24 protein-coding genes are annotated in these 24,417 nt (G+C 60.5%); 14 read left to right on the plus strand and 10 right to left on the minus strand.

Annotated features, from left to right (window positions below):
* Together PZ897_RS00010 and PZ897_RS00015 are read right to left on the minus strand one after the other, a co-directional pair.
* A partial coding sequence (locus PZ897_RS00010) for an inverse autotransporter beta domain-containing protein (RefSeq protein WP_275748773.1) occupies positions 1-1,926 on the minus strand: 1,926 nt, incomplete at its 3' end.
* A gap of 917 nt (positions 1,927-2,843) precedes the next feature.
* Positions 2,844-3,035, minus strand: coding sequence for a hypothetical protein (locus PZ897_RS00015; RefSeq protein ID WP_275748775.1), 192 nt, complete (start codon positions 3,033-3,035; stop codon positions 2,844-2,846).
* 135 nt (positions 3,036-3,170) lie between these two features.
* Here PZ897_RS00015 and PZ897_RS00020 point away from each other — a divergent pair, with 135 nt between their 5' ends.
* Positions 3,171-3,944, plus strand: coding sequence for a MipA/OmpV family protein (locus PZ897_RS00020; RefSeq protein ID WP_275748777.1), 774 nt, complete (start codon positions 3,171-3,173; stop codon positions 3,942-3,944).
* Positions 3,945-4,033: 89 nt separating this feature from the next.
* Here the strand turns inward: PZ897_RS00020 and PZ897_RS00025 are convergent, their stop codons facing one another.
* Positions 4,034-4,282 (minus strand): hypothetical protein, encoded by a 249-nt coding sequence (locus PZ897_RS00025; RefSeq protein ID WP_275748779.1) that lies wholly within the window; start codon positions 4,280-4,282, stop codon positions 4,034-4,036.
* Positions 4,283-4,496: 214 nt separating this feature from the next.
* On the minus strand, positions 4,497-4,931 hold the full coding sequence (locus tag PZ897_RS00030; RefSeq protein WP_275748860.1) for an Lrp/AsnC family transcriptional regulator: 435 nt from the start codon (positions 4,929-4,931) through the stop codon (positions 4,497-4,499).
* A gap of 260 nt (positions 4,932-5,191) precedes the next feature.
* Here PZ897_RS00030 and rocF point away from each other — a divergent pair, with 260 nt between their 5' ends.
* The 5 genes from rocF to PZ897_RS00055 all read left to right on the plus strand — a co-directional run bounded on the left by rocF (position 5,192) and on the right by PZ897_RS00055 (position 10,444).
* Positions 5,192-6,115 carry an arginase gene (gene rocF, locus PZ897_RS00035; protein WP_275748780.1) on the plus strand — a complete coding sequence of 308 codons (924 nt, stop codon included), beginning with the start codon at positions 5,192-5,194 and terminating at the stop codon, positions 6,113-6,115.
* A gap of 40 nt (positions 6,116-6,155) precedes the next feature.
* A complete protein-coding gene (locus tag PZ897_RS00040; protein ID WP_275748781.1) occupies positions 6,156-7,208 on the plus strand; it encodes an ornithine cyclodeaminase in 1,053 nt (350 codons plus the stop codon).
* A gap of 66 nt (positions 7,209-7,274) precedes the next feature.
* Positions 7,275-7,757, plus strand: a complete 483-nt coding sequence (locus PZ897_RS00045) for a YaiI/YqxD family protein (protein WP_275748782.1) — start codon at positions 7,275-7,277, stop codon at positions 7,755-7,757.
* 124 nt (positions 7,758-7,881) lie between these two features.
* Positions 7,882-8,817, plus strand: a complete 936-nt coding sequence (locus PZ897_RS00050) for a LysR family transcriptional regulator (protein ID WP_275748783.1) — start codon at positions 7,882-7,884, stop codon at positions 8,815-8,817.
* A gap of 268 nt (positions 8,818-9,085) precedes the next feature.
* Complete coding sequence (locus tag PZ897_RS00055; protein ID WP_275748784.1) at positions 9,086-10,444, plus strand: nucleobase:cation symporter-2 family protein; 1,359 nt, start codon at positions 9,086-9,088, stop codon at positions 10,442-10,444.
* Between the two features lie 75 nt (positions 10,445-10,519).
* Here PZ897_RS00055 and rpe read toward each other — a convergent pair whose 3' ends face one another.
* A complete protein-coding gene (rpe, locus tag PZ897_RS00060; protein WP_275748785.1) occupies positions 10,520-11,194 on the minus strand; it encodes a ribulose-phosphate 3-epimerase in 675 nt (224 codons plus the stop codon).
* A 188-nt stretch (positions 11,195-11,382) separates the two neighbouring features.
* Between rpe and PZ897_RS00065 the strand changes: the two genes are divergently transcribed.
* Complete coding sequence (locus PZ897_RS00065) at positions 11,383-11,775, plus strand: VOC family protein (protein WP_275748786.1); 393 nt, start codon at positions 11,383-11,385, stop codon at positions 11,773-11,775.
* Positions 11,776-11,795: 20 nt separating this feature from the next.
* Here the strand turns inward: PZ897_RS00065 and PZ897_RS00070 are convergent, their stop codons facing one another.
* A complete protein-coding gene (locus PZ897_RS00070) occupies positions 11,796-13,010 on the minus strand; it encodes a mandelate racemase/muconate lactonizing enzyme family protein (RefSeq protein WP_275748787.1) in 1,215 nt (404 codons plus the stop codon).
* A 304-nt stretch (positions 13,011-13,314) separates the two neighbouring features.
* On the opposite strand from PZ897_RS00070, the gene PZ897_RS00075 reads away from it, so the two are divergent.
* The 6 genes from PZ897_RS00075 to PZ897_RS00100 all read left to right on the plus strand — a co-directional run bounded on the left by PZ897_RS00075 (position 13,315) and on the right by PZ897_RS00100 (position 19,048).
* The gene (locus PZ897_RS00075) at positions 13,315-14,241 is read left to right on the plus strand and encodes a branched-chain amino acid ABC transporter permease LivH (protein WP_275748788.1); all 927 of its coding nucleotides are present in this window, start codon (positions 13,315-13,317) and stop codon (positions 14,239-14,241) included.
* A complete protein-coding gene (gene livM, locus PZ897_RS00080; protein ID WP_275748789.1) occupies positions 14,241-15,596 on the plus strand; it encodes a high-affinity branched-chain amino acid ABC transporter permease LivM in 1,356 nt (451 codons plus the stop codon). Before PZ897_RS00075 ends, livM begins: the two co-directional genes overlap by 1 nt.
* An 11-nt stretch (positions 15,597-15,607) precedes the next feature.
* Complete coding sequence (locus tag PZ897_RS00085; protein ID WP_275748791.1) at positions 15,608-16,585, plus strand: ABC transporter ATP-binding protein; 978 nt, start codon at positions 15,608-15,610, stop codon at positions 16,583-16,585.
* Positions 16,582-17,313: an ABC transporter ATP-binding protein gene (locus tag PZ897_RS00090; RefSeq protein WP_275748793.1), complete on the plus strand. Its 732-nt coding sequence runs from the start codon at positions 16,582-16,584 to the stop codon at positions 17,311-17,313. Before PZ897_RS00085 ends, PZ897_RS00090 begins: the two co-directional genes overlap by 4 nt.
* Before the next feature lie 112 nt (positions 17,314-17,425).
* A complete protein-coding gene (locus PZ897_RS00095) occupies positions 17,426-17,776 on the plus strand; it encodes a DUF6867 family protein (protein WP_275748794.1) in 351 nt (116 codons plus the stop codon).
* 168 nt (positions 17,777-17,944) lie between these two features.
* Positions 17,945-19,048 (plus strand): branched-chain amino acid ABC transporter substrate-binding protein, encoded by a 1,104-nt coding sequence (locus PZ897_RS00100; RefSeq protein WP_275748796.1) that lies wholly within the window; start codon positions 17,945-17,947, stop codon positions 19,046-19,048.
* A 132-nt stretch (positions 19,049-19,180) separates the two neighbouring features.
* Here PZ897_RS00100 and PZ897_RS00105 read toward each other — a convergent pair whose 3' ends face one another.
* The 4 genes from PZ897_RS00105 to PZ897_RS00120 all read right to left on the minus strand — a co-directional run bounded on the left by PZ897_RS00105 (position 19,181) and on the right by PZ897_RS00120 (position 22,840).
* Entirely contained in the window at positions 19,181-19,822 is a 642-nt protein-coding gene (locus PZ897_RS00105; protein WP_275748798.1) for a nucleoside/nucleotide kinase family protein, read from the minus strand.
* 11 nt (positions 19,823-19,833) lie between these two features.
* Positions 19,834-20,610, minus strand: a complete 777-nt coding sequence (locus PZ897_RS00110) for an ATP-binding cassette domain-containing protein (protein WP_275748800.1) — start codon at positions 20,608-20,610, stop codon at positions 19,834-19,836.
* Entirely contained in the window at positions 20,610-21,671 is a 1,062-nt protein-coding gene (locus tag PZ897_RS00115; RefSeq protein WP_275748801.1) for an ABC transporter permease, read from the minus strand. Before PZ897_RS00115 ends, PZ897_RS00110 begins: the two co-directional genes overlap by 1 nt.
* 131 nt (positions 21,672-21,802) lie before the next feature.
* Entirely contained in the window at positions 21,803-22,840 is a 1,038-nt protein-coding gene (locus PZ897_RS00120) for a sugar ABC transporter substrate-binding protein (protein ID WP_275748802.1), read from the minus strand.
* Positions 22,841-23,104: 264 nt separating this feature from the next.
* Here PZ897_RS00120 and PZ897_RS00125 point away from each other — a divergent pair, with 264 nt between their 5' ends.
* On the plus strand, positions 23,105-24,289 hold the full coding sequence (locus PZ897_RS00125) for an ROK family transcriptional regulator (RefSeq protein WP_275748803.1): 1,185 nt from the start codon (positions 23,105-23,107) through the stop codon (positions 24,287-24,289).
* The last annotated feature ends 128 nt before the right edge of the window (positions 24,290-24,417 follow it).

A 24,417-nucleotide genomic window follows, 5' to 3' on the forward strand; every position in this document is an offset into this window, starting at 1 on the left:
GCCGCCGCCGGTGGCGCTGAAGCCGGTGCCGCTGGTGGTGTCGATGTCGAGGCCGCCGCTGAACGCGAAGGCCGCGCCAGCATTTCCGATCAGATTGATGCCTGTCGCATCAGCCGTATTGGCGGTCACATGGCCACCAAAGGTGACGGCGCCACCGGTATTGTTGGTGGCCGACACAGCGCTCGCGCCGGTGTTTTGCGTGATCGTGCCATGATAACTGACATTGGCAGCGCTGCCATCGACATTGAACCCGACGCCGGTCGGCGAGGTGATCGCCGAAGCGGTGCCAAAGGTGAATGTTCCCGTCGAGCCATTGACGATGTCGATGCCTGTATCACCGCCATTGAGGTTCGACGGGCCGTTGAAATTGTAGGTTCCGTCGGCATTGTTGAACTGCAGACCTGTGCCACTGGTGGCGCTGATTGCCGCCCCGGATGTCAGGGTGCCAGTATGCCCGTTGAGAATTTCAGTGGTTGCGCCGGCCCCGGACTGTGTCAACGACGAATTGCTGTCGAGTGTGGCGTCGACGGAGCCGCCATCGACCGTGAGGCTGACCCCTCCCGCACTGACCACATCGACATTGTCGAAGCCGGCCGCGCCGGTCAGGTTGGACAGCACGATGCCAGCATTGACGCCGTTGTTGACGACCGTATCGGTAACGCTGAGCGTCGCAGCCGAATTGGCGAAGTTCAGTCCACCGTCAAAGCTGCTGACATCATTGATAGTGGCCGAGCCGGTAAAGCCATCGCCCGAAATGCCGGGTGCGGAATTGGCGATCAGGCCTGCAACCCGCGTATCGGCGAAATGCCCGATATTGACGCCGGTGACGATCGGACGGCCGCCAAGACTTGTGACAATAAGGACGCTGCTGGCGGAATCGGAGAGTACCACCGTGGCGCTTCCGCTATCGCCCGCCCCGATCACCTGCTGACGGTCATTGTTGAGCGTGAACACGCTGCCGATCGCGCCGGCAACATCCACAGGCAGAAATGTGTCGCCGGCACCAGCCAACCCCTGGGCAGTGACGAATTCGCATGCATTGCCGACGCTGGAACAATCCGCCGCGCCTTGCGCCGTGTTGGCCACGAAGAACGCCTGCAGGCTCTCGCCGCTTGCTGCGTCGGTCACCGGCCCGAGGCTTTGGGAAGCCTGCCGCACAACCGGTGTGACGATATCCTCATCCCTGTAGACCCGTCGCGTCATCAGCCGGTCGAGGCCAGTCAATGCGCGGTCGGCCTCTCCGGCAGCGCTCGGGCCGCCAAGCGGCATCCGCAACCGCAGCAAGCCACTGACTTCGGTGCCACGCACCTTGTCGTCGCGGACTTCACCGCCGATGCTCAGTTTGGCGCCCTGGAAGCCGAATGGATCCTCAATTTCGACCTCGGCCCGGAACCGGGGGCCCTCCACCAGCGTATCGCCGCGCTCAAACCTGAAATACCCGGCATTCAGTCGGATTGCAGCCTCGGAAAAATCAATCTTGATCCCGGCCTCGACATCGAAGCCCGGCAGGGCGCGCTCGACCAGATCGATGCCTGTGCTGACGATGTTAACGCCGTCCAGAGCAACAGCCGAGCCAGCGCTGCCGACCACATACTGCTTTTCCGCCGGCAGGTAACCATTCGCGCGAAACTCGAAACGCTCGGTGATCAGCTCCGCGCCAAAGGCGCCCTGGTAGAACATGTTGCCGTAAGAAGACCGGCGGGCGTCAACAAAGCCGTACACGCCGAAAATGGCGTCGGTGCCGAAAAACGCACCGGGCACCATCTGCCGGTATCCGACCCCGAAATTGCCCTCCTGTACATCGCCGGTCCAGGCCGATGCCCGCAGATCGGCAAACAGCAGTGAATCGGCATCCTGGGCCAGAGGCGCAAACAGATTGACCTGAGCAAGGCTACGCTGACCGCCAGGCGCCGCGGTAAATTCCACATGGGGTCGCCATTTGCTGGCACCGGCAAAGCCATCCACGCCGGCAAGGAAGCTGCGTGTGCTTCGGGACCCGGCACCGGAACCGGCAGCCCCGTAAGACCGGTCAAGAATGACACCCAGATTATGCTCAATTTCCTGCTGCCCGACCACATAGCTCGCGTCAGAGGATTCCAGTGTTGAAAGCCTGGAAGGCTCCGCAAGACGGGCCGCCTGATCCTTCTTGCCAGATTCTGTGTTCTCTCGAAGGTTCTTCCAAGGATCCCTGGCCGCAGCAACAGAAACCAGCCCCGCCGAAACAGTAGCAAAGGTCGCCGTCAAGCATGTTGATCGCGCCAGTTTGCTTCGAAAGTGAAACACACATTCCCCCGGAACTTTCCAATCCTTATGAAAGCTACATAACTATTTATTAACCTATCTTTTTAGGGATCATATTTTGGGGTTTTTTTCAACCATTGATTCTGACTGTAATCTTACGCACCCGATAGACGTGTCTTTTGAGACACATCAAAACTGACCTAAACCAGACTTAGACATTACTTTCCCAAACCTGCCACACCCTGAAAGCCATACGAATCTCAAGACATATCAAATCAATACAAGACCTATACTGGCAACGTTGCGACCGGGCCCATGACACACAAGAGCCAGCCTGCCTTACTTCAACGCAGACCGGCTATACTATCCATCCTTCAAGCCATCCTTAAACATGACAGCAAACAACATTCATCAAGCAATATATGCGAATCGCCCCGCGCCAAATCCGTCGCCGTCAGCCATCATGATGCAGACAACATGGCGTACCCAACACAATGACCTGCCGGTATAGACGCTCACGCCAAGCCTTGCTTGTTGGAGACACTGGTAGATACTCCGCTTCCAGTGGGCATGCTCCCGCAAACCGGGCTTCGGATCTTTTGTCAGGCGTAAGAACAGTGGTCGACGATGTCGTCGCAGGAGTTGACCGGGCGACTTGCGGGCCAGATGTCGCGCCTCAACAAGCAGATGTTTTCCTGCCTGTCGAATTCCGGCGGTCGCGGCGGCAACGGCAGGATCGTCATGTTGTCCGGCAACACCAGAGTCTTCGGCAAATGCCAGCCAGCCTGCACCATGGCGGGGACAGCCTGCCCAGCCGCGACGCCGGGCGGAGAATAATCTCTCGCATCGGGTCTCCAGCACCGGATTGTTAACCTTATGAAATCATGCTGATTGAGGGTAAAATTTTCACGCGTCTTGCCGGGATCCTCATGAACAAATCACACCGCTTCACTGCTGTCAGCTTTTTTGCGGCTGCTCTGGCTTTGGTTCCGCAGGCCCGAGCGCAGGATGCCAGCGGTCCCGGCGTCTCTTTCGAACTGGGCGGCGCGGCCAAGATGACGCCACGCTACTTTGGCGCCAGCAAACTGGTGCTGTCGCCCGTGCCGCTGTTGCGCCTCAAACGGCTGGAGCTTCCGAACGGGTTTTCGATTGGCGGCGGATCAGACCAGGGCTTCTCGCTCAGTCCGTCGATTGATGTGATCGGCAAACGGTCGGTCAAGGAATCTCCTGAGCTTGCCGGCCTCAACACCATCGACACGGCGGTCGAACTGGGTGTTGCAGCGAAATACCAGATCGGGCACTTCCGGGTCATGGGCGCGGTGCGGCGCGGCTTTGGTGGTCATGAAGGGATTCGCGGTGAGCTGGGGGCCGACGTCATCGTCAACGCCGGCGACCAATGGACCTTTCACGGCGGACCGCGGCTGATGGTCGGCGACAGCAAGTTCACCACCACCTATTTCGGGGTCAGCGCAGCGGAAGCTTCAGCTCTGTATCCATCGACCACGGCCGGCGGCGGGCTGGTCAGTGCCGGCCTGGAGGCCGGAGCCCGCTTTCAAGTCGATGGCGTCTGGGCCGTCGAGGCCGGTGCCGGCTGGTCGCGGCTGACCGGGGATGCAGCCAGGTCGCCGATCACCGCCCAAGGCTCGAAAAACCAGTACAGCTTTTCGCTGGGCGTGGTTCGCCGCTTCGATATCGGGTTTTGAGGTTAGGCGTTCAATTGCCGCACCCCAGAACAAAGCTGCGCCTTCGCAGCACCCGCGTTTGTGGCCGATGCCATGCCGACGTATTCGATCTACAGCGTTGCGCCGCCGCCGTCCTCGATTGAATCGGGGGGAGCGGCCAGGTCGTCGAGCGCCTGGTCGATCAGCTTGAGATCGTCTCCGACATCATTGTCATTGACCATGGCGCTCTCGGTGGCGGCGCGCATTTCCGCCCGCGCACCCTCGCGCATGCGCTCAAGCTTCCCGATTTTCTCAACCGTGGAGAGCGTGGAGTCGTCGAGGATCTTGCTGATGTCGGTTTTCACGGTCTGATGGGCCATGGCACTCATCCTTTTTGTAACTCAAGCCTGATGATGATCGGCGGCAGCCGGCCGGCCGCCTCCCGGCATTGTCAGGTTCAATGCCGCAGCCGGTCTTTGGTTCCACTGACTGAAAGCCGTGCCCGGCGCGCTCCTTGCACCAACGACCGTTCCCCGGACGCACACATTGCCGCAGCGGCCTGCCGTGGCGCGTCTCCATGCTCAGGCGGCCGTGCTACCGGCGGGTCGAAGGACGCCGCGATGACAATATCAGGTTGGTTTCGCTGGTGGTGATGCCGTCGAACTTGCGAATCCGCACCAAGGTATCATCCAGGTCCTGAAGCGTGTCGGTCGCCAGTTCGATGATCAGGTCCCAACGACCGTTGGTCGAATGGACAGCCTGGACAGCCGGCAGACCCTGCAACTGGGCGATGATGCGGTCGGTTCCACGGCCCTCGATGCAGATCAATGTCAGCCCGCGGATCGGAGCTGCGGTCACATCGGCCCTTGTCAGCACCGAAAACCCGGCGATTTCACCGCTGGCCAGCAAACGTTCGATGCGGCTTCGCACCGTGGCCCGGGCCAGCTTCAACTGCACGGCAAGATCGGAAATGGAGGCCCGTCCATCGCGCCTGAGTGCGGCGATCAGCCGGATATCGATATCATCCAAAGTTGACATAGGGTCTTGCCGATTTGGTCGGTTGGTATTTCAATCTGATCATAAGCGCCTCATCAGCCTGCGCAAACAGAAAAACAGAACGCTCAATCCGATGGATCCGATGCCGTAATCACCGCACCATGCGCAGCCCATTTGCCAAAATGGCAAACATGGTTGCCGCAAGCGTGGTTTTGGCGCGCAAAGCAGCAAAATGCCATGTTTCAATCGCCGCTCGGCTCTGCGACGGATCGGGGAATGAAAAGGGGTTTTGGATGAACCAGCACTGTATCCTTGTGGGCGCGCCTGTCGATAGCGGACAAACCAACCCGGGCTGCCTGATGGGCCCGACCTCCTACCGCGTCGCCGGACTCGCTTCCACCCTGGAAGCCCTCGGCTGCACGGTCAGCGACCGCGGCGATGTCACGCTCCCGGCGCTCGAAGCCGTCAGCAGCGCAAACCCTGCGGTGCATTCACTGCCCGAAACGGTGGCCTGGACGCAGGCGCTGGCCAAAGCGGCGCAGGCGGCTGCGGCGGAAGGCTTTCCGATCTTTCTCGGTGGTGATCACAGCCTGTCCCTGGGCACTGTTGCAGGCATCGCAGCCCATGCCACACAGCGAGGCCGGCCGCTGTTCGTGCTCTGGCTCGATGCGCACAGCGATTTCCACACACCGTTGACAACCCGCTCGGGCAATCTCCACGGCACACCGGTCGCCTATATCGCCGGACGCGGCGACTTCGAGGGATTTCCTGCTTTTCCGGTTCCGGTTCCGGCGAAACGAATTTGCCTTTTCGGCATCCGCTCGATCGATCAGGCCGAACGCGCCGCGCTCAATGAGCATGCCATTGTCCCGGTGGACATGCGCGAGCTTGATGAGCGCGGTATCGTGGCGCCGCTCCGGGAGTTTCTCGATCAGGTTCGGGCCGCCAACGGGCTGCTGCATGTCTCTCTCGACGTGGATTTTCTCGATCCCGCCATTGCTCCCGCGGTCGGCACCACGGTACCGGGCGGCGCGACCTTCCGCGAGGCTCACCTGGTCATGGAGATGCTGCATGAAACCGGCCTGGTCACCTCGCTCGATCTGGTCGAGCTCAACCCGTTTCTCGACGAACGCGGGCGCACAGCCCGGTTGATGGTCGATCTGACCGCAAGCCTGATGGGCCGCAAGGTGTTCGACCGCGCCAACCCGATCTCGTGAGTTTCCAAGTTCCCGCCCGTCCCGCTCCAGGAGAATTCGCATGACACCGCCTTCACACCTCGCCTATGTCCCCTTCATCAGCGTCGAAAACATGATGCGGCTGGTGCACAGCATCGGCCTTGAAACCGTGCTTAAGGAACTGGCCGACGCGATCGAACATGATTTCACCCGCTGGCCATTGTTTGACAAAACGCCAAGGGTTGGCAGCCACTCCGATGTCGGGGTGATCGAGCTGATGCCGACATCGGACGGTGACCTCTACGGGTTCAAATATGTCAACGGTCACCCGTCCAACACCAAGCAGGGACTGCAGACAGTGACCGCCTTCGGCCTTCTGGCACAGGTCTCGTCGGGCTATCCTGTGCTGTTGTCAGAAATGACCGTGCTGACGGCCCTGAGAACCGCGGCGACCTCGGCAATGGCGGCGCGGCATCTGGCGCCGAACACCGCCAGGGTGATGGCCGTCATCGGCAATGGCGCGCAATCGGAGTTTCAGGCGCTGGCCTTCAAGGCTGTCATCGGCATCGAGGAGGTCCGGCTTTTTGATATCGATCCGGCGGCCACCGCGAAATGCGCCCGCAATCTGGCCGGCTCCGGCTTGAAGGTGACGTCCTGCACATCGTCCCAGGAGGCCATGGAGGGCGCACAGATTGTGACCACCTGCACTGCCGACAAGCAGTACGCGACGATCCTCACCGACAACATGATCGGCGACGGCATCCATATCAACGCGATCGGCGGCGACTGCCCCGGCAAGACCGAATTGCACAAGGATATTCTGCTGCGGTCGAAAATTTTCGTCGAGTACCCGCCGCAAACCCGGATTGAAGGGGAAATACAGCAGATGCCGGAGGACTACCCGGTGACGGAACTCTGGCAGGTGATCACCGGCCAGGTGGAAGGCCGGACGTCGGCGCCGGAGATTACCCTGTTTGATGGGGTCGGGTTTGCCATCGAGGATTTCTCGGCCCTGAAATATGTCTATGAACGGGCGCTCAAGACCGGGCATTTCCAGCAGCTCGACATGATTGCCGATCCGGATGATCCACGCGACCTTTTCGGCATGCTGGCCCGCGCCGGCGAGCCGGGCTGACCGCGACCGGTCAAGTCGGGCTGCGCCCATCTTGGCGAAAGCCGTGACACGGGGTATGGCAAGGGCATGACCAGTCCAGACGCCGATACCCCGCCGATCCACCTGCTAGTCGACGCCGACGCCTGCCCGGTGCGCGAGGAGGCCGTCAAGGTCGCGCTGCGCCACGGCATCAAGGTAACCTTCGTCTCCAACAGCTTCTTCCGGATCGAGACCGACCCGCTGGTGGAGCGCGAAATCGTTCCGGGAAATTTCGACGCCGCCGATGACCGCATCGTCGATCACGTGACCAGGCGGTCGGTTGTTGTGACAGCCGACATTCTGCTGGCCGAACGATGCCTGAAGGCCGATGCCGCCGCTGTCATGAGCCATACCGGCAAGCCGTTCACCCATGATTCCATCGGCATAGCGGTGGCAACCCGATCGATCATGGCCGACCTGCGCGCCGGCGGTGCACAAGTCGGCGGTCCGGCCCCGTTCTCCCGTCAGGACCGGTCGCGTTTCCTGTCGGCGCTGGATCTCGCACTTGTCAGGCTGAAACGGCACGGCTAGCCGGCGGCGCCCGGCGGTCATTTTCACCAAATCCCGGGCAATAGACCTTGCTTTCTGTTTCTTCTGGACAATTGCTGCGCCGCGCGGTCAAATCCGGCCGACCAGCTTACGGGGGATCCAATTCATGGCCTATGTGGACATTCTCAATACATTTGTTCGGGTTTATGAACTGGGCAGCATGTCGGCCGCGGCGCGGGACCTGCGGGTTTCCGCCGCTGTGTCCTCAAGCCGGATTTCGGACCTGGAGAAGAGTCTCGGCGTCAGGCTGTTCAACCGGACCACGCGCAGCCTGCGCGCCACCGCGCATGGCGAATTGTTCTACAAGGGGGCGATCAAGATCCTCGACACGATCCGCGAGGTCGAAGGTGGCATTGCCGAAATCACCGCCAACCCGAAAGGTACGCTGTTCGTCTCGGCACCGCTGGCAATGGGCAAGAAGCTTGTCGCGCCTCTGATCCCGGCGTTCAAGACCGAGTATCCGGATATCAATGTCCGGCTGCGGCTGTCTGACCGCAAGGTCGACATCGCCCAGGAGGGACTCGACGCCGCGTTCGTGCTCGGACCGCTGCCCGATTCCGATCTGCGGGTGCGGGCGATTCATGAGTTCGAGCGCGTGCTGGTCGCTTCGCCCGGCTATATCAAACAGCACGGCATGCCCGCGACCGGTGACGACATCATTGCCAACAAGCACAAATGCCTGCTGCTGCGCTACCCCGGCGCAACCGAGTTCTACTGGAACCTTGTGGTCGACGGAGAGACGCGCGGCTTTCACCCGGAAGGATCGCTGGAAAGCGATGACGGCGATGTGCTGACGGCATGGGCGCTCGAAGGGTGCGGCATTGCCAGCAAGACCCGCTATGATGTCGCTTCGCAGCTTGATGCGGGAACACTGGTCGAAGTCGCGACGGCCACGCCGCCGACGCCGCAACCATTCTCCTGCCTTTATCCGCACAAGCGGCTGCAGGACCCGAAGGTAAAGCTGTTCATCGATCATGTGATCAAGGATGTCCGCCTCGAGATTGACCGGGCTGCGGCTTCAACATCTTCTGGAAAAATTTGAAAGCGGCGTGAATTCCAGTTTGCTTTTGCTGGGCCGGCATGCGGCGAGACCCGAGCGATGGCGAGGAATCCGGCCTCGGGCAATCCCGTGAGAGCGACGGACCTGGCGAACCGGATTGCCGGTGACAAGCGCCGCTGTGCAGTTGTAGGCATTGACGCCTTGTCGCAATCGGCGAAAGTCGGGACTGACTGGCATGTGAGTCGGTTCGCGGCAGGAGGGGGCAGCGAACCGGCATGATAAGCGCCCCTGGGGGAAAGGAGCTTACTCAATGGCTGACACTTCGCTTGGAACTCCGGAACAATTAAGAGATCCGAACTACACGCCGCCGCTGGCCAAGGCGATTCCGCTGGGCATCCAGCATGTCTTGGCGATGTTCGTCTCCAACGTAACGCCGGCCATTATCGTTGCCGGCGCCGCCGGCATTGGCTTCGGGTCTGATCAGGGGGCGCTCGGTTTTCCGGACATGACCTACATGATCCAGATGTCGCTGCTGTTTGCCGGCATCGCCACATTGCTGCAGACCATCGGCATGGGGCCGGTCGGCGCGCGGCTGCCGATCGTGCAGGGAACCAGTTTCGCCTTTGTCCCGATCATGATTCCGGCCGTCGCCGGATTGGGAACAGCCGGTCTCGCCGGACTGATGACGGGCGTTTTCATCGGCGGGCTGTTTCACTTCTGCCTCGGCTTTGTCGTCGGCCGCATCCGTTATGCCCTGCCTCCGCTGGTGACCGGCATCATCGTGCTGATGATCGGTCTGGCGCTGGTCAAAGTCGGCATTCAATATTCCGCCGGCGGTGTTCCGCTGATGGGCAAGCCCGAATTCGGCAGTCTGGCGATGTGGGTGCCGGCGCTCGTGGTTGTGCTTGTCACCCTGGCGATCAAGTTCTTCACCCGGGGCTTTGCAGCCGTTGCAGCGGTGTTGATCGGCATCATCGCCGGCTACATCGTTGCCCTGATGATGGGCCAGGTGAATTTCTCCAATCTGGCCAGGGCAAGCTATTTTTCGGCGCCGCTGCCGTTCAAATGGGGATTTGAGTTCAACTTCGCCATCGTTCTGGGCATGTGCTTCATGGCGATCGTCTCGGCCATCGAAACGGTCGGTGACACCAGCGGCATCACCAAGGGCGGTGCTGACCGCGAAGCCACCGACAAGGAAATCGAGGGCGCGACCTTTGCCGACGGAATGGGCACGGCGGTCGCCGGCGTGTTTGGTGGCCTGCCCAACACCTCGTTCTCACAGAATGTCGGCTTGATCGCGATGACCGGCGTGATGAGCCGCCATGTGGTGACCATCGGGGCGTTGTTCCTGATTGTCTGCGGCTTCATTCCCAAGGTCGGCGCGATCATCAATACGGTGCCGATCAATGTGCTCGGCGGCGGTGTCATCGTGATGTTCGGCATGGTGTGCGCTGCGGGCGTCAGCATGCTGTCGGAGGTCAACTGGAACCGCCGCAACATGGTGATCTTCGCCACGGCGCTGTCGATCGGTCTGGGATTGCAGCTGGTGCCTGAATCGCTGCAACATCTGGGCAAGACGGCGCAGATTCTGCTGACCAGCGGCCTGCTGCCTGCAGCCTTGATCGCGATCGTGCTCAACCTGGCGCTGCCGGAAAATCTCGACGACTGAGATCGGTGCAGGCCACAACGACAAAGCCCCGGCCTTCAAGGCCGTGGCTTTTGACATTTACCTATGTCGCCGAAATCAGCGCGCAGACCGCGTCGCCTGCCGTAGGGCGGTAATGTTGCTGGCCCAATCGGCCTCGCCCGCGCCGTTGAAGATCGCCGACCCGGCCACCAGCACGTCGGCACCGGCAGCGGTGACCAGTGGCGCGGTCGCCGGTGTAACGCCGCCATCGATCTCGATGTGGATCGGCCGGTCGCCGATCATCGTCTTGACCCGCGCCACCTTGTCGACCACCGAGGCGATGAAGGCCTGACCGCCGAAACCGGGGTTGACCGTCATCAGCAGGATCAGATCAAGCCTGTCGAGCACATATTCGATCACACTTTCCGGTGTCGACGGGTTGAGCGAGACCCCAGCCTTCTTGCCCAGCGCCCGGATTGCCTGCAGCGAGCGGTCAAGATGCCTGGTGGCTTCGGCGTGCACGGTGATGATGTCGCAGCCGGCATCGGCGAAAGCCTCAAGATAGGGGTCACAGGGCTCGATCATCAGATGGCAGTCAAACACCGCATCGGTGCGCGGGCGCACCGCCTTGATGATGCCGGGGCCAAAGGTGATGTTGGGAACGAAATGGCCGTCCATCACGTCGAGATGGACCCAGTCGGCGCCGGCGCGGATGACGCCTTCGATGTCATCGCCGAGGCGGGAAAAATCGGCAGACAGGATGGACGGGGCGATCAGCAGGGGACGGGTCACGATGGGTTCCTCGACGTTGGGGCGCAGGCGGCCAGCCTCATGCTGGCCCAGATTCTTTTCTGCGGTTTGCCCGAATAGCTGTCCCTCGGTCAAGCGCGGCGTGGATCAAGGCTGTGCAAAGCCAATTGCTGCTTGCCCGAACCGTCACTCACCAGGCAGTCTGGAAAGGCACGGATCAGGAGCCCTTGATGACCAGACCGCCAATCAGCCATTCGATCGTTTTCACCTATACCGACAATCTCGAACGCGGCTCCCGGTTTTTCCGCGAGGTTCTGGAGCTCGATTTCGTTGTCGACCAGGGCGCCTGTCACATCTACCGATTGACGCCCCTGAGCTATATCGGCGTCTGCCATCTGCCCGACCGGCCGCAGGGCACGGCCGGTGTGACGCTGACCATCGTCTCGCCGGATGTCGATGGCTGGCGCGACTTTCTCGAGGCCAAGGGCGTGAGCTATGTCAGCGGCCCCGGGCACAGCGCGGAATTCGGGGTCTACAGCTCGCTGTTTCATTCGCCTGACGGCTACCGGGTCGAGATCCAGAGTTTCGATGATCCCGCCTGGGACCGGGGCAACATCACCTGAGACGGCCCGGCTCGGATGCTTCAGCTCCGGATCGGTTCGCGGGTCATTTCCAGATGCAGCATCTCGCCGCTCCAGGGATTGGCTTTGCACACCGCTTCATCGAGCTCGACGCCCAGCCCCGGCTCGTCGGACGGAATGACGTAGCCATCCTGCCATTCGATCTTGTGCGTGAGCAATTCGGCGTGAAACCCGTCCCAGGTCCTGATCGATTCCAGCACCAGGAAATTCGGCAGCGTGGCGGCAAGCTGGATATTGGCCGCTGCAACCAGCGGCCCGCAATAGCAATGCGGCGCGATCTGGACACCGAAGGCTTCGGCCATGCCGGCGATTTTCTTGGTTTCGAGCAGTCCGCCGGAGCGGCCCAGATTGGGTTGCAGGATGGCGGCGGCGCGGGCCTCGATCACGCGGGCGAACTCATGCTTGGTCACCAGCCTTTCGCCGGTGGCAACCGGGATCGAGGTGGCGCGGGCCACTTCGGCCATGGCGGCAATCTGGTCGGGTGGCACCGGCTCCTCGAACCAGAGGGGATCAGCCGCCTCAATGGCGCGGGCCATGCGAATGGCGCCGGCGGCGGTAAACTGGCCGTGGGTGCCAAACAGGATGTCGGCCTTGCCGCCGACGGCCTCGCGCACGGCCGTGACCATGCGGGCGGACAGATCTATATCGCTGAGCAAGGGCTGGTGCCCGCCCTGAACCCGGTAGGGGCCGGCCGGATCGAACTTGACCGCCGTGAAACCCTGTCTGAGCGCCGCAAGCGCCGCGGCTGCGGCAAGCTCCGGGTCGTTATAGACGTTTCTCGGGGTGTCGGTGGACAGTGGGTCGGCGCTGCCAGTGGCCGGATAGAGATAGGTATAGGAGCGAAGCCCCTCATGCACCCGGCCGCCGAGCAATTTGTGCACCGGCTGACCGGCCTCCTTGCCGATGATGTCCCAGCAGGCCATTTCCAGCGCCGAGCAACAGGCCATCATGGTCATGTCCGGGCGTTGCGAAAAACCCGAAGAGTAACAAAGCCGGAAGAAATTCTCGATGTCGTGCGGGTCGCGGCCGACGAGGTAACGTGCAGCCACGTCTTGCATCAGCTTTGCCGTCAGATGGGGATCAAACGCCGCATCATAGGCTTCGCCATAGCCGATCACGCCGCCATCGGTAACCAGCTTGACGAACAGAAAATAGCGCCCGCCGGCCTGAGGGGGCGGGTTGGCGACCACAAATGTCTCGACATCCTTGATTCTCATCGTGCACTCCGGCCTTCAACACAGGTAAGTGCAATCGATCAGGTATCAGCGGCAAAATCCAGACCATGGCCGCCGCTTTTGACGCCGCAAGTCTATTGCAGACAGCGCGCAAGCCTCAACTGATGCTTTAAAGATGAGTCAGTCAGCGGCTCAAAATTATTCAATCGATTGAATGGAAGAAAACCTTTCACGCCCCCATTTTTCCTGTTTCACTCCAAAAAAAACAATCTATAGAGACGGGTGAGGGGTTTAAGAGGATGCGCCAAAGCATCCCCCATAAAAAGACGGGAGGGACAGCTGCCTCATGGAATATTTTCTGCAACAGCTCATCAATGGACTCACCCTGGGTTCCATTTATGGGCTCATCGCCATCGGCTACACCATGGTCTATGGCATTATCGGCATGATCAATTTTGCGCATGGCGACATTTTCATGGTCGGGTCGTTTATCGCACTGGCGACGTTCCTCGCGCTTGTTGCCCTGGGCCTGTCCGCACTGCCGTTGATCCTTTTCATCACCCTGGTCGTATCCATGCTGTTCACCTCTGCCTGGGGCTGGACTGTGGAGCGCCTGGCCTACCGGCCCTTGCGCGGGTCGTTCCGGCTGGCGCCGCTGATCACCGCGATCGGCATGTCGATCGTGCTGCAGAATTTCGTCCAAATCACGCAAGGCGCACGCGTCAAGCCGTTGCCGCCGCAGATTCAGGGCGGCGTCACGCTGATCGAAGGCGTGACGGAAAACGGCACGATCGCCGTGCAGTTGTCCTATATGCAGATGATCATCATCTTCACCACCTTGGCGTTGATGATCGGTTTCTCCCTGCTGATTTCCAAGACATCACTCGGCCGGTCGCAACGGGCCTGCGAGCAGGACCAGAAGATGGCCGCCTTGCTCGGCGTCAATGTCGACCGCACAATCTCCCTGACCTTCGTCATGGGCGCAGCATTGGCTGCCGTGGCCGGCTTCATGTTCCTGCTGCTCTACGGCGTGATCGATTTCTACATCGGCTTCCTGGCTGGCGTTAAGGCCTTCACCGCGGCAGTGCTTGGGGGCATCGGCTCGCTTCCGGGCGCCATGCTCGGTGGTTTGCTGATCGGCCTTATCGAAGTGTTCTGGTCGGGCTATTTCTCGGTTGAATACAAGGACGTCGCCGCCTTTTCGATCCTGGTGATCGTGCTGATCTTCATGCCGTCCGGATTGCTCGGCAAACCTGAAGTCGAGAAAGTCTAATGACGACTGCTCCGAAAACCGGCCTGATGGCCGAGTCCGTCAAGGATGCGGCGATAGCCGCAACCCTTGTCGCCGTATTGGGCTTTTTCTTCTTTGCCCTGAGAACCGACATTGGCACCGGCGGTCTTGATCTGACCTACAGGTGGGGCCTGTGGTTCATTGCAATCGCGATCGTTTTTGCCGGCCGGCTGCTACTCAACCTGTTTGTGTTCAAGACATCCAGGCCGGTCACCAGCCATTTGAACATATCAGTTCCAGCCGGATTGATGGGGCCGATCGGCAAGGTGCTTGGACCGCTGCTCCTGGTGATCGCGCTTACCCTGCCCTTTATCGTCATGGTGGTGTATCCGGACCGCGACCGGCAGTTCATCGACCTTGCGATCCTGATCATGACCTATGTCATGCTCGGCTGGGGTCTCAATATCGTGGTCGGGCTGGCGGGCCTGCTGGACCTCGGCTACGTCGCCTTCTACGCCGTCGGCGCCTATTCCTTTGCGCTGCTGGCCCAGTATTTCAGCATCGGATTCTGGACAGCGCTGCCGCTGGCCGGGCTGCTGGCTGCGACATGGGGCATCATTCTGGGCTATCCGGTCTTGCGGCTGCGCGGAGATTACCTCGCCATCGTCACCCTGGCATTCGGAGAGATCATCCGGGTGGTGCTGCTCAACTGGTATGAGTTTACCGGAGGCCCTGACGGAATCTCCGGCATCCCGAAGCCCAGCTTTTTCGGGCTGGACTTTTCACGCACGGGTGGCTTTGCCGAGTTCTTCAATCTCGACTACGATTCCATCCATCGGTTCATCTACCTCTATTACATCATCCTCATCCTGGCGCTGATCACCAATTTCGTCACCCTGCGGCTGCGCAAGCTGCCGGTCGGCCGCGCCTGGGAAGCGTTGCGCGAAGACGAGATCGCCTGCCGTTCGCTCGGCATCAACACCACCAACACGAAGCTGACCGCCTTTTCCATCGGCGCGATGTTTGCCGGGTTCGCCGGTTCGTTCTTTGCCACCCGTCAGGGCTTCATTTCGCCCGAAAGCTTCACCTTCCTCGAATCGGCGATCATCCTGTCGATCGTGGTTCTTGGCGGGCTTGGCTCGCAGGTGGGGGTTGTCATTGCCTCGGTGGTGATGATCGGTGGCATCGAATTGCTCAGAAACCTCGGGTTCCTGAAGGACATCTTCGGCCCCGATTTTGAACCCACCCAGTACCGAATGCTGATTTTCGGGCTGGCCATGGTGCTCATCATGGTGTGGAAACCGCGCGGCATCATCTCCAGCCGGAATCCTTCCGCAGTCTACAAGGAACGCAAGAAGATCGGCTCTGATATGGTCGCTCAAGGTGAGGGCCACTGATGGAACCGGCAATGAAAACGACCTCGACTTACAACTGGGACTCCAATGTGGTCCTGTCCGTTGAACACCTGACCATGCGCTTTGGCGGACTGGTCGCCATCGACGACCTCAGTTTCAATGTCGGCCGTGGCGATATTACCGCCCTGATCGGGCCGAATGGCGCGGGCAAAACGACGGTGTTCAATTGTGTAACCGGCTTTTACAAACCCACCGAAGGCCGCATCGTGATGCGGCACGGCGAAGGCTTCCAGTCAGAAAAAATCGAAGCACTCACACGCACCGGACGCCAATACAACGATGATGGTGACGACCGTGTGTTCCTGCTCGAACGGATGCCGGATTTTGAAATCGCCAAACGCGCCAAGGTCGCCCGTACCTTCCAGAACATTCGCTTGTTCGGCGGGATGACCGCGCTGGAAAATCTTCTGGTGGCGCAGCACAATCCGTTGATGCTTGCCTCGCTGATGACGGTCGGCGGCATCTTCAATCTGCCCGGCTACAGAAAAGCCCGGGCGGAGGCGATCGATTTTGCTGCCTATTGGCTCGAAAAAACCGGTCTGGTCGAACGGGCAGACGATCCGGCTGCCGATCTGCCCTATGGCGATCAGCGGCGACTGGAAATCGCTCGTGCCATGTGCACCCGCCCGCATCTGCTCTGCCTTGACGAGCCCGCGGCGGGTCTCAATCCCCGCGAATCCACCGAGCTCAACAATCTGCTCCAATACATCCGCAGGGAACACGACACTTCGATCTTGCTGATCGAGCACGACATGGGCGTGGTCATGGAGATCTCGGACCATGTGGTGGTGCTCGACTATGGCCAGAAAATCTCTGATGGCAGCGCCGAGAATGTGAGGAACGACCCCCGGGTGATCTCGGCCTATCTCGGTGTCGATGAAGATGAAGTGGCTGCAGTTGAAGAGGAGATCGACATGCCTGTCAGGCATGCGTCGGACAAATCAGAAGACGACAAGGGAGGTCAGTCATGAACAGCGGCGAAAACCTCCTGACGATCCGCGGCGTGGAAACCTATTACGGCAAGATCGTTGCGCTGCGCGGCGTCGATGTCGATGTCAAGAAGGGTGAGATTGTCACCTTGATCGGAGCCAATGGCGCCGGCAAATCGACCCTGATGATGACGATCTGCGGCAACCCGCGCGCCCGCACCGGCGAGATCATCTTTCAGGGTGAAGACATTTCCCGCATGCCAACCCATGAAATCATCCGGAGGGGCATTGCCCAGTCTCCCGAAGGGCGCCGTATTTTTGGCCGCATGACCGTGCTGGAAAATCTCCAGATGGGCTCGCAACTGGTCGACGACAAGCATTTCGATGATGATCTCAAACGCGTCTTCGATCTGTTTCCACGGCTCAAGGAGCGCGCCACGCAACGCGGCGGTACGCTGTCGGGCGGAGAACAGCAGATGCTCGCCATCGCGCGGGCGCTGATGAGCCGCCCGAAACTGCTGCTGCTCGATGAGCCGTCGCTCGGACTGGCGCCTTTGATCGTCAAGCAGATCTTCGAGATCATCAAGGAACTCAATTCCAATGAGGGGCTGACGGTGTTCCTTGTTGAACAGAATGCGTTCCATGCGCTCAAACTCGCCCACCGCGGCTATGTGATGGTCAATGGCAACATCACCCTGTCGGGTACAGGCGCCGAATTGCTCAAGCGCGATGAAGTGCGCGCCGCCTATCTTGAAGGCGGAGCTCACTGATGCAGGGCGCGCTCAATTCTTCTCCTTTGACGAGAACATACATGCATCCACTCAAACCGTTCCGGCGCACCATTTTAGCCGAATGCGCGCCGCTGTAACCGGGAGGTAAGACATGGAAAACGGCCTCTTGTGGGAAGTTTCAATTGCCGAGTTCATTGTTGTGACGCTGATCCTTGGCGGCGGCACCGCCTGGATGACCGGGCGGGCCGTGGCGTCGACCTGGCGAACCCCGTTGCAACTGGTGTGGTACATGGTGCTCTTGAACCTGGCGGTTCGGTTCATCCATTTCGCGCTGTTCGAAGGAACGCTGTTGTCGGGGTACTATTTCGCCGTCGATTTCCTGGTCATCACATTCTTTGCGTTTCTCGGCATGCGGTTTACCCGCGCTGGACAGATTGCTGAACAATATAGTTTCGCCTTTGTCCGCTCGGGACCGTTTGGCTGGCGGGCGAAAGCCAAGTAACCGCTTCAGCCGACCGGCCTTAATACCATCTAAAAAGATCTGTATTTCTTTCGAGATTTCGGTTTAGATGGTTGTAATCGGGGCACAATGCCCCCCACACCGGCGCCGACCATGTTCAGCGCTTGCGGTCCGGTGAGAGGAAGCGAACAAGCGTTGCAGGGAGGTATTATGAAGAAGATTCTTTTGGCAGGAGCCGCACTTGGTTTCGCAATGTCTTCGGCGTCCGCCGAGATCGTCATTGCGACCGCAGGTCCGATGACGGGCCAGTACGCATCTTTCGGGGAACAGATGAAGATCGGTGCCGAACAGGCTGTCGCTGACCTCAACGCTGCAGGCGGTGTCAACGGCGAAATGTTGAAGCTCGAAATCGGCGATGACGCTTGCGATCCGAAGCAGGCTGTTGCCGTCGCCAACCAGTTCGCTGGCAGCGGTGTGGTGTTCGTTGCAGGTCATTTCTGCTCCGGCTCCTCGATCCCCGCTTCGGCTGTTTATGCCGATGAAGGCATCATCCAGATTTCGCCGGCCTCGACCAATCCGACCTTCACCGACGAGCGTCCAGGCGGGGCTGATGGCGGCACCTACCGCGTTTGCGGCCGTGATGACCAGCAGGGTGAAACCGCGGCGGCTTACCTGTTGAAAAACTTCGACGGCAAGAAGATCGCCTTCGTTCACGACAAGACCGCCTACGGCAAGGGCCTTGCAGATGCCACCATGGGTTCGTTTGAGGCCGGCGGCGGCACTGCCGCCATGTACGAAGCCTACACCGCTGGTGAGAAGGACTACTCCGCTCTCGTCTCGAAGATGAAACAGGAAGGCATCGACGTGCTTTACGTCGGTGGTTACCACACCGAAGCCGGTCTGATGGCGCGCCAGATGAAGGAACAGGGCATGTCGACCGTTCTGATTTCCGGCGACGCGCTTGTCACCGACGAGTACTGGGCAATCACCGGCGATGCTGGTGAAGGCACGCTGATGACCTTCTCGCCGGATCCGACCAAGCGCGAAAGCGCCGCGGCCGTCGTCAAGGCGCTGCAGGATGCAGGCAAGACCACTGAAGGCTATGTGATGTACACCTACGCGGCCATCCAGGCCTATGCGCAGGCTGTCACCGCCGCCGGCTCGACTGACTTCGACGCGGTTCGCGAAGCGCTCAATTCGGGCGACTTCGACACTGTGCTTGGGGACCTGAACTTCGACGCCAAGGGTGACGTTTCGCTTCCGGGCTACGTGTTCTACCGCTGGTCCGACGGCAAATACGCCGAAATCGAATAGTCTTTCAGCCTGATTGACAGACTGGAGCCCCGGCGTGAAAGCGCCGGGGCTTTATCTTGCAGCGTCTGCGGCCGGGGTGACAAAGCCTGCCGGGGCGCGGCACCAAAGTGCAGCGGCGCAGAAATACGGGCCTCAGGGCTCACCCGCCGTGGAGATTTCCAGATCGGCGGGCCGCGATGCGGCCAGCACCAGCTCGGCATTGGGGATGTCGTTCACCTTGGCGCGTGCGTGAGCTTCGCTGTGGTTGAGACCGAGCGCAAGCCAGCGGTCGATCAGACGCCGTTTCAAGTCGCTCAGGTCGGCCTTGAGCATCACCGTCAGATCGAACAGATCTGCAATCTGCGTCCAGACCGGCGCATCAAGCAGCAGGTAATTGCCCTCCGCGATCAGGAACCGATGCTCGCTGGTGATGAGGCTGCCACCGGCGCGGGCCAGATCCAACGCGCGGTCAAACACGGGGACTGCGATATCGCGATCACGCTCGGCCCGCAGACGCCGGAGCAATGCCGCGTAGCCGTCCACATCAAAGGTGAACGGCGCGCCCTTGCGTGGCAAGGTTCCCCGCGCCGCGAGCACGGCATTGTCGAAATGGAACCCGTCCATCGCAACAATTGCCGCGCGCTGCCCGCGGCTGGCGAATTCTGCCACCAATGCTTCGGCCAGCGTCGATTTGCCGACACCCGGCGGCCCAGCCAGCGCCAGGATAAAGCGCTCTCTCTCCCCTGCCCCGGCAATGGCGGCTTCCGCCAGCCGTGCGGCACTGTTTTTTCTCATCTCCGCTGCTTTCAGGCCGCCGCCGCTTGCTCCGGCGGCTCCTTGGCGCCCGTCATGAACGCAACGGCATCGGACATGGTGTAGTCTTTCGGATTGATCACGCAGAGGCGCTTTCCAAGCCGGTGCACATGAATGCGGTCGGCCACCTCGAAGACATGCGGCATGTTGTGCGAGATCAGAATGATCGGAATGCCGCGTGAGCGCACATCGAGGATCAGTTCCAGCACTCTGCGGCTTTCCTTGACCCCAAGGGCCGCGGTCGGCTCATCCAGGACGATGACCTTGGACCCGAAGGCGGCGGCACGGGCCACGGCCACGCCCTGGCGCTGACCGCCAGAGAGGGTTTCGACCGCCTGATTGATGTTCTGAATCGTCAACAATCCCAGTTCATTGAGCTTGTCACGGGCGAAGGCCTCCATTGTCTTGTGGTCCAGTTGCCGCATCACTGTCCCGAGAATGCCTGGTTTGCGCAGTTCGCGGCCCATGAACATGTTGTCGGTGATCGACAGGGCCGGCGACATGGCGAGCGTCTGGTAGACGGTTTCAATGCCCGCATGGCGCCCGTCCAGCGGGGTCTGGAACCTGATCTCCTTGCCTTCCAGCCAGATCTTGCCGGCGTCGGGAACAACAGCGCCCGAGACCGCCTTGATCAGGGTCGACTTGCCGGCGCCGTTGTCGCCGATGACGGCAAGGATCTCGCCGTGGTGAAGATCGAAATCGCAATTGTCGAGGGCGACCACACGGCCGTAGCGCTTGACGAGGTTGCGGCCTTTGAGAATGGGTTCCATCAGACTGACACCTTTCTGATCCACTGGTCGACCGTGACGGCGGCAATGATCAGCACACCGATGAGCAGGTAGGTCCACTGCGCGTCTGCGCCAAGCAGCCTGAGACCGAGCGAAAACACGCCGACGATCAGCGCCCCAAACAGCATGCCAAGGATCGAACCCCGCCCGCCAAACAGTGAAATGCCTCCGATCACCACGGCGGTGATGGATTCGATGTTGCCCAACTGGCCCGAAGTCGGCGACACAGAGCCGATGCGCCCGATCAGGGCCCAGCCGGCGAAGGCGCAGACCAGGCCCGAGAGCATATAGACCGAGATCAGTGTCCGCTTGACCTGAACTCCGGCCAGTTCCGCTGCCTCCGGATCGTCGCCAACGGCGTAGACATGACGACCCCAGGCCGTCTGCTTGAGCGCGTAGGCCATCACCAGAACCAGCAGCACCAGGAAGATCACGCCATAGGTGAAAATGGCACCGCCCACGGCGATCTTGTTGCCGAAGAACTGCAACAGCGGCGCCTGATCGGCAATGTCCTGAGCCCGGATGGTCTCATTGGCCGAATAGAGAAAATTCGTGGCCAGCACGATCTGCCACATGCCAAGCGTGACGATGAAGGGCGGCAGTTTCATCACCGCGACGAGAAAGCCGTTGATGTAGCCGCACAGGGTTCCGCAGGCGATGCCGGCAAGAACTGCGATTTCGGTCGGCAGTCCATAGCGGAAAGATACCAGCCCCATGACCACCGAGGACAGCACCATGATGGCGCCGACCGACAAGTCGATACCGGCAGTCAGGATAACCAGTGACTGTGCGACACCCAGAATGCCGACGATCTGGACCTGTTGCAGGATCAGCGTCAGGGCAAATGGCGAGAAGAATTTCTGCCCCAGCAGCAAGCCGAAGACGAGAATCGAACCGGCCAGAACAATGGCAGGCACGGCCCAGGGCGTCTGATGCAAGCCATGCTGCAATCGTTTGACCAGGCTTGTATCGTGCGACGCGAACTCCGCAACTGTAGTCGGACTGGCCGCTGCGGCTTTTTCGAATTCCTGCGTATTGGACATGGTTCCTCCCCAAGGTCACGTCATGGATAGGCAGTCTGGCGCTTGCCCCACTGCAGGCGCGCACAGCGGGCACTTTGCAATGAGGCGGCTCGAAAGCCGCCCCGGCACCTTTTACCTATCAGAGCGGGCAATCAACCCCAGCAGCGATCCATGCCTTCGGCAACAGAAATCGACTCGACGCCGTCGGCGGGCTTGTCGGTGACCAGCGATACGCCGGTGTCGAAGAAATCCTTGCCTTCGGTCGGAGCCGGCTTGGTGCCATCCTTGGCCCAGGCAGCAATCGCTTCAATGCCGAGGGATGCCATCAGCAGCGGATATTGTTGCGAGGTGGCACCGATGACGCCGTCCTTGACGTTGGCCACGCCCGGGCAACCGCCATCAACCGAGACGATGAGAACGTCGCCCGCGCGGCCGATTGCCTTGAGCGCCTCGTAGGCGCCGGCGGCGGCTGGCTCATTGATGGTGTAGACGACGTTGATCATCGGATCGACGGCGAGGAGATTCTCCATCGCCTTGCGGCCGCCTTCTTCATTGCCTGCTGTCACATCATTGCCGACGATGCGGGGATCATCTTCGTCACCCCACTTGGAGGGGTCCTTGACGTCGATGCCGAAGCCGGTGAGGAAGCCCTGGTCGCGCAACACCCCGACGGTCGGCTGATTGACGCCGAGGTCGAGCATGGCAATCCTGGCGTTGGCAGCTTCCGCACCGAGCGTTGCAGCGGCCCATTTGCCGATCAGTTCCCCCGCAAGGAAGTTGTCGGTTGCGAACGTGGCATCGGCAGCATCGATCGGGTCGAGCGGCGTATCGAGCGCGATGACCACGAGGCCGGCATCACGGGCCTGCTTGACGGCAGAGACGATGGACGAGGTATCGGATGCGGTCAGCAGGATTCCCTTGGCGCCGTCTGCAATGCAGGTCTCGATCGCCGCAACCTGGGTTTCGTGGTCACCATCAACCTTGCCGGCATAGGACTTCAGCGACACACCGAGTTCGGCCGCCTTGGCTTCCGCGCCTTCCTTCATCTTGACGAAAAACGGATTGGTGTCGGTCTTGGTGATCAGGCAGGCGCCAACGCCGTGGCTGGCGGCAAATGCCGGAGCACTGGCTGCCATGGCGCCCAATGCGGCGGCCGCAAGCAGCGCGGTCTTGAATGTGGATTTCGACATAATTTGATCCTCCCGGGATGAACTCTGCAGGTCGTTCTAGATGCGCGACAAGCCAAGGTTTGCATCCTCCACTCCTCGCGACATCCTAGAAAAACACAAACCAGCCGCTTGCGTCAATAGATAAATCATTCTTATTTATTAATTGACCGAAGAGCGACTTTGCCGCAATGTTTTGCTATGGGGTAGAGACTTTGCAGATGGATACCGGGAGGAAGATGACAGGTGACGCAGGATGCGAATGCTGAAGAAGACCGGAGCAGCTCCATGATCCAGTCCATGCGTGGCTCGAACCAGTCCGGTTTGCGCGCCTACAATCAGCGCCTTGTTCTCAGCCTTGTCTACGCTCATGGAAATCTTGCCAAAACCGACATCGCCAGGATGACCGGTCTGTCGGCGCAAACCGGATCCGTGATCATGCGCGAACTGGAGGCGGAAGACCTGCTCGTCAAGGGCGAGCCAATCCGTGGCAAGGTCGGGCAGCCATCGGTCCCGCTGTCGATCAACCCCGACGGCGCCTTCTTCTTCGGCCTCAAGGTCGGCCGCCGCAGCGCCGAGCTCATTCTCGTCAATTTCCTCGGCCAGGCACAAGCCACCCTGCGCAAGAGCTACCCGTGGCCGACACCGCAACTGATTGTTGCTTTTGTCCAGAACGGTATTGAGGAGATGCTGCAAGCTCTTCCGAAAAAACTGCGTGAACGGGTCGCCGGGCTTGGAATAGCCACGCCGTTCCGGTTGTGGGACTGGACCGAGCAGGCCGGCGCGCCGCGCGAGGCGATGGACCTTTGGCGCGGATGCGATCTCAGGGCGGAATTGGCAGAGGCCTGCGATATGCCGGTGTATCTGCAGAATGATGCCACCGCTGCCTGTGCGGCGGAACTGGTGTTCGGCAATCATCCGGGCTTGAATGACTATCTGTACCTCTATATCGGCACCTTTGTCGGAGGCGGCGTGGTTCTCAACGGCAGTGTCTACTCCGGCCGCACCGGAAATGCCGGGGCGCTTGGGCCGTTGCCGGTCACCGGGCCGGACGGCACGCCGGTGCAACTGCTTGATCGCGCCTCGATCATGCTGCTGGAGCGCATGCTCAAGGCGGCAGGCCGAGACCCTTCCCCACTGTGGAACAATCCCGACAGCTGGGTGGGGTTCGAGGATCTGGCAGAAGAATGGATTTCCATTGTGGCCCGTGGCCTCGCCCAGGCGATCGTCTCGGCCGCGTCCCTGATCGATTTCGAGCACGCCATCATCGATGGCGGTCTGCCCGGCGAGATCCGGGAGAAAATAGTCGAGACAACCCGGCGTGAAGTCAGCGGCTATGATCTGCGAGGGCTGGAAGTTCCCAAAATCCTGGCCGGAACCGTCGGCCCCCTCGCCCGCGCCCTGGGGGCAACCACCCTGCCGCTGTTTGACAAATACCTGATCGACCGCAACGCCCGCCTCGGCGGCACTTGACCTTCAGACTGCACGACGCGGCGCCGGTTTCCAGCAACCGGGCCCGGTGACATCTGCGCCTCGTTCGCTCTTGCGAATGATTTGCAATAGCATTGACAACGACTGAAAAACGAATAAATTGCTTCTTG

Source organism: Hoeflea sp. YIM 152468, assembly GCF_029210485.1.
Classification (GTDB): Bacteria; Pseudomonadota; Alphaproteobacteria; order Rhizobiales; family Rhizobiaceae; genus Hoeflea.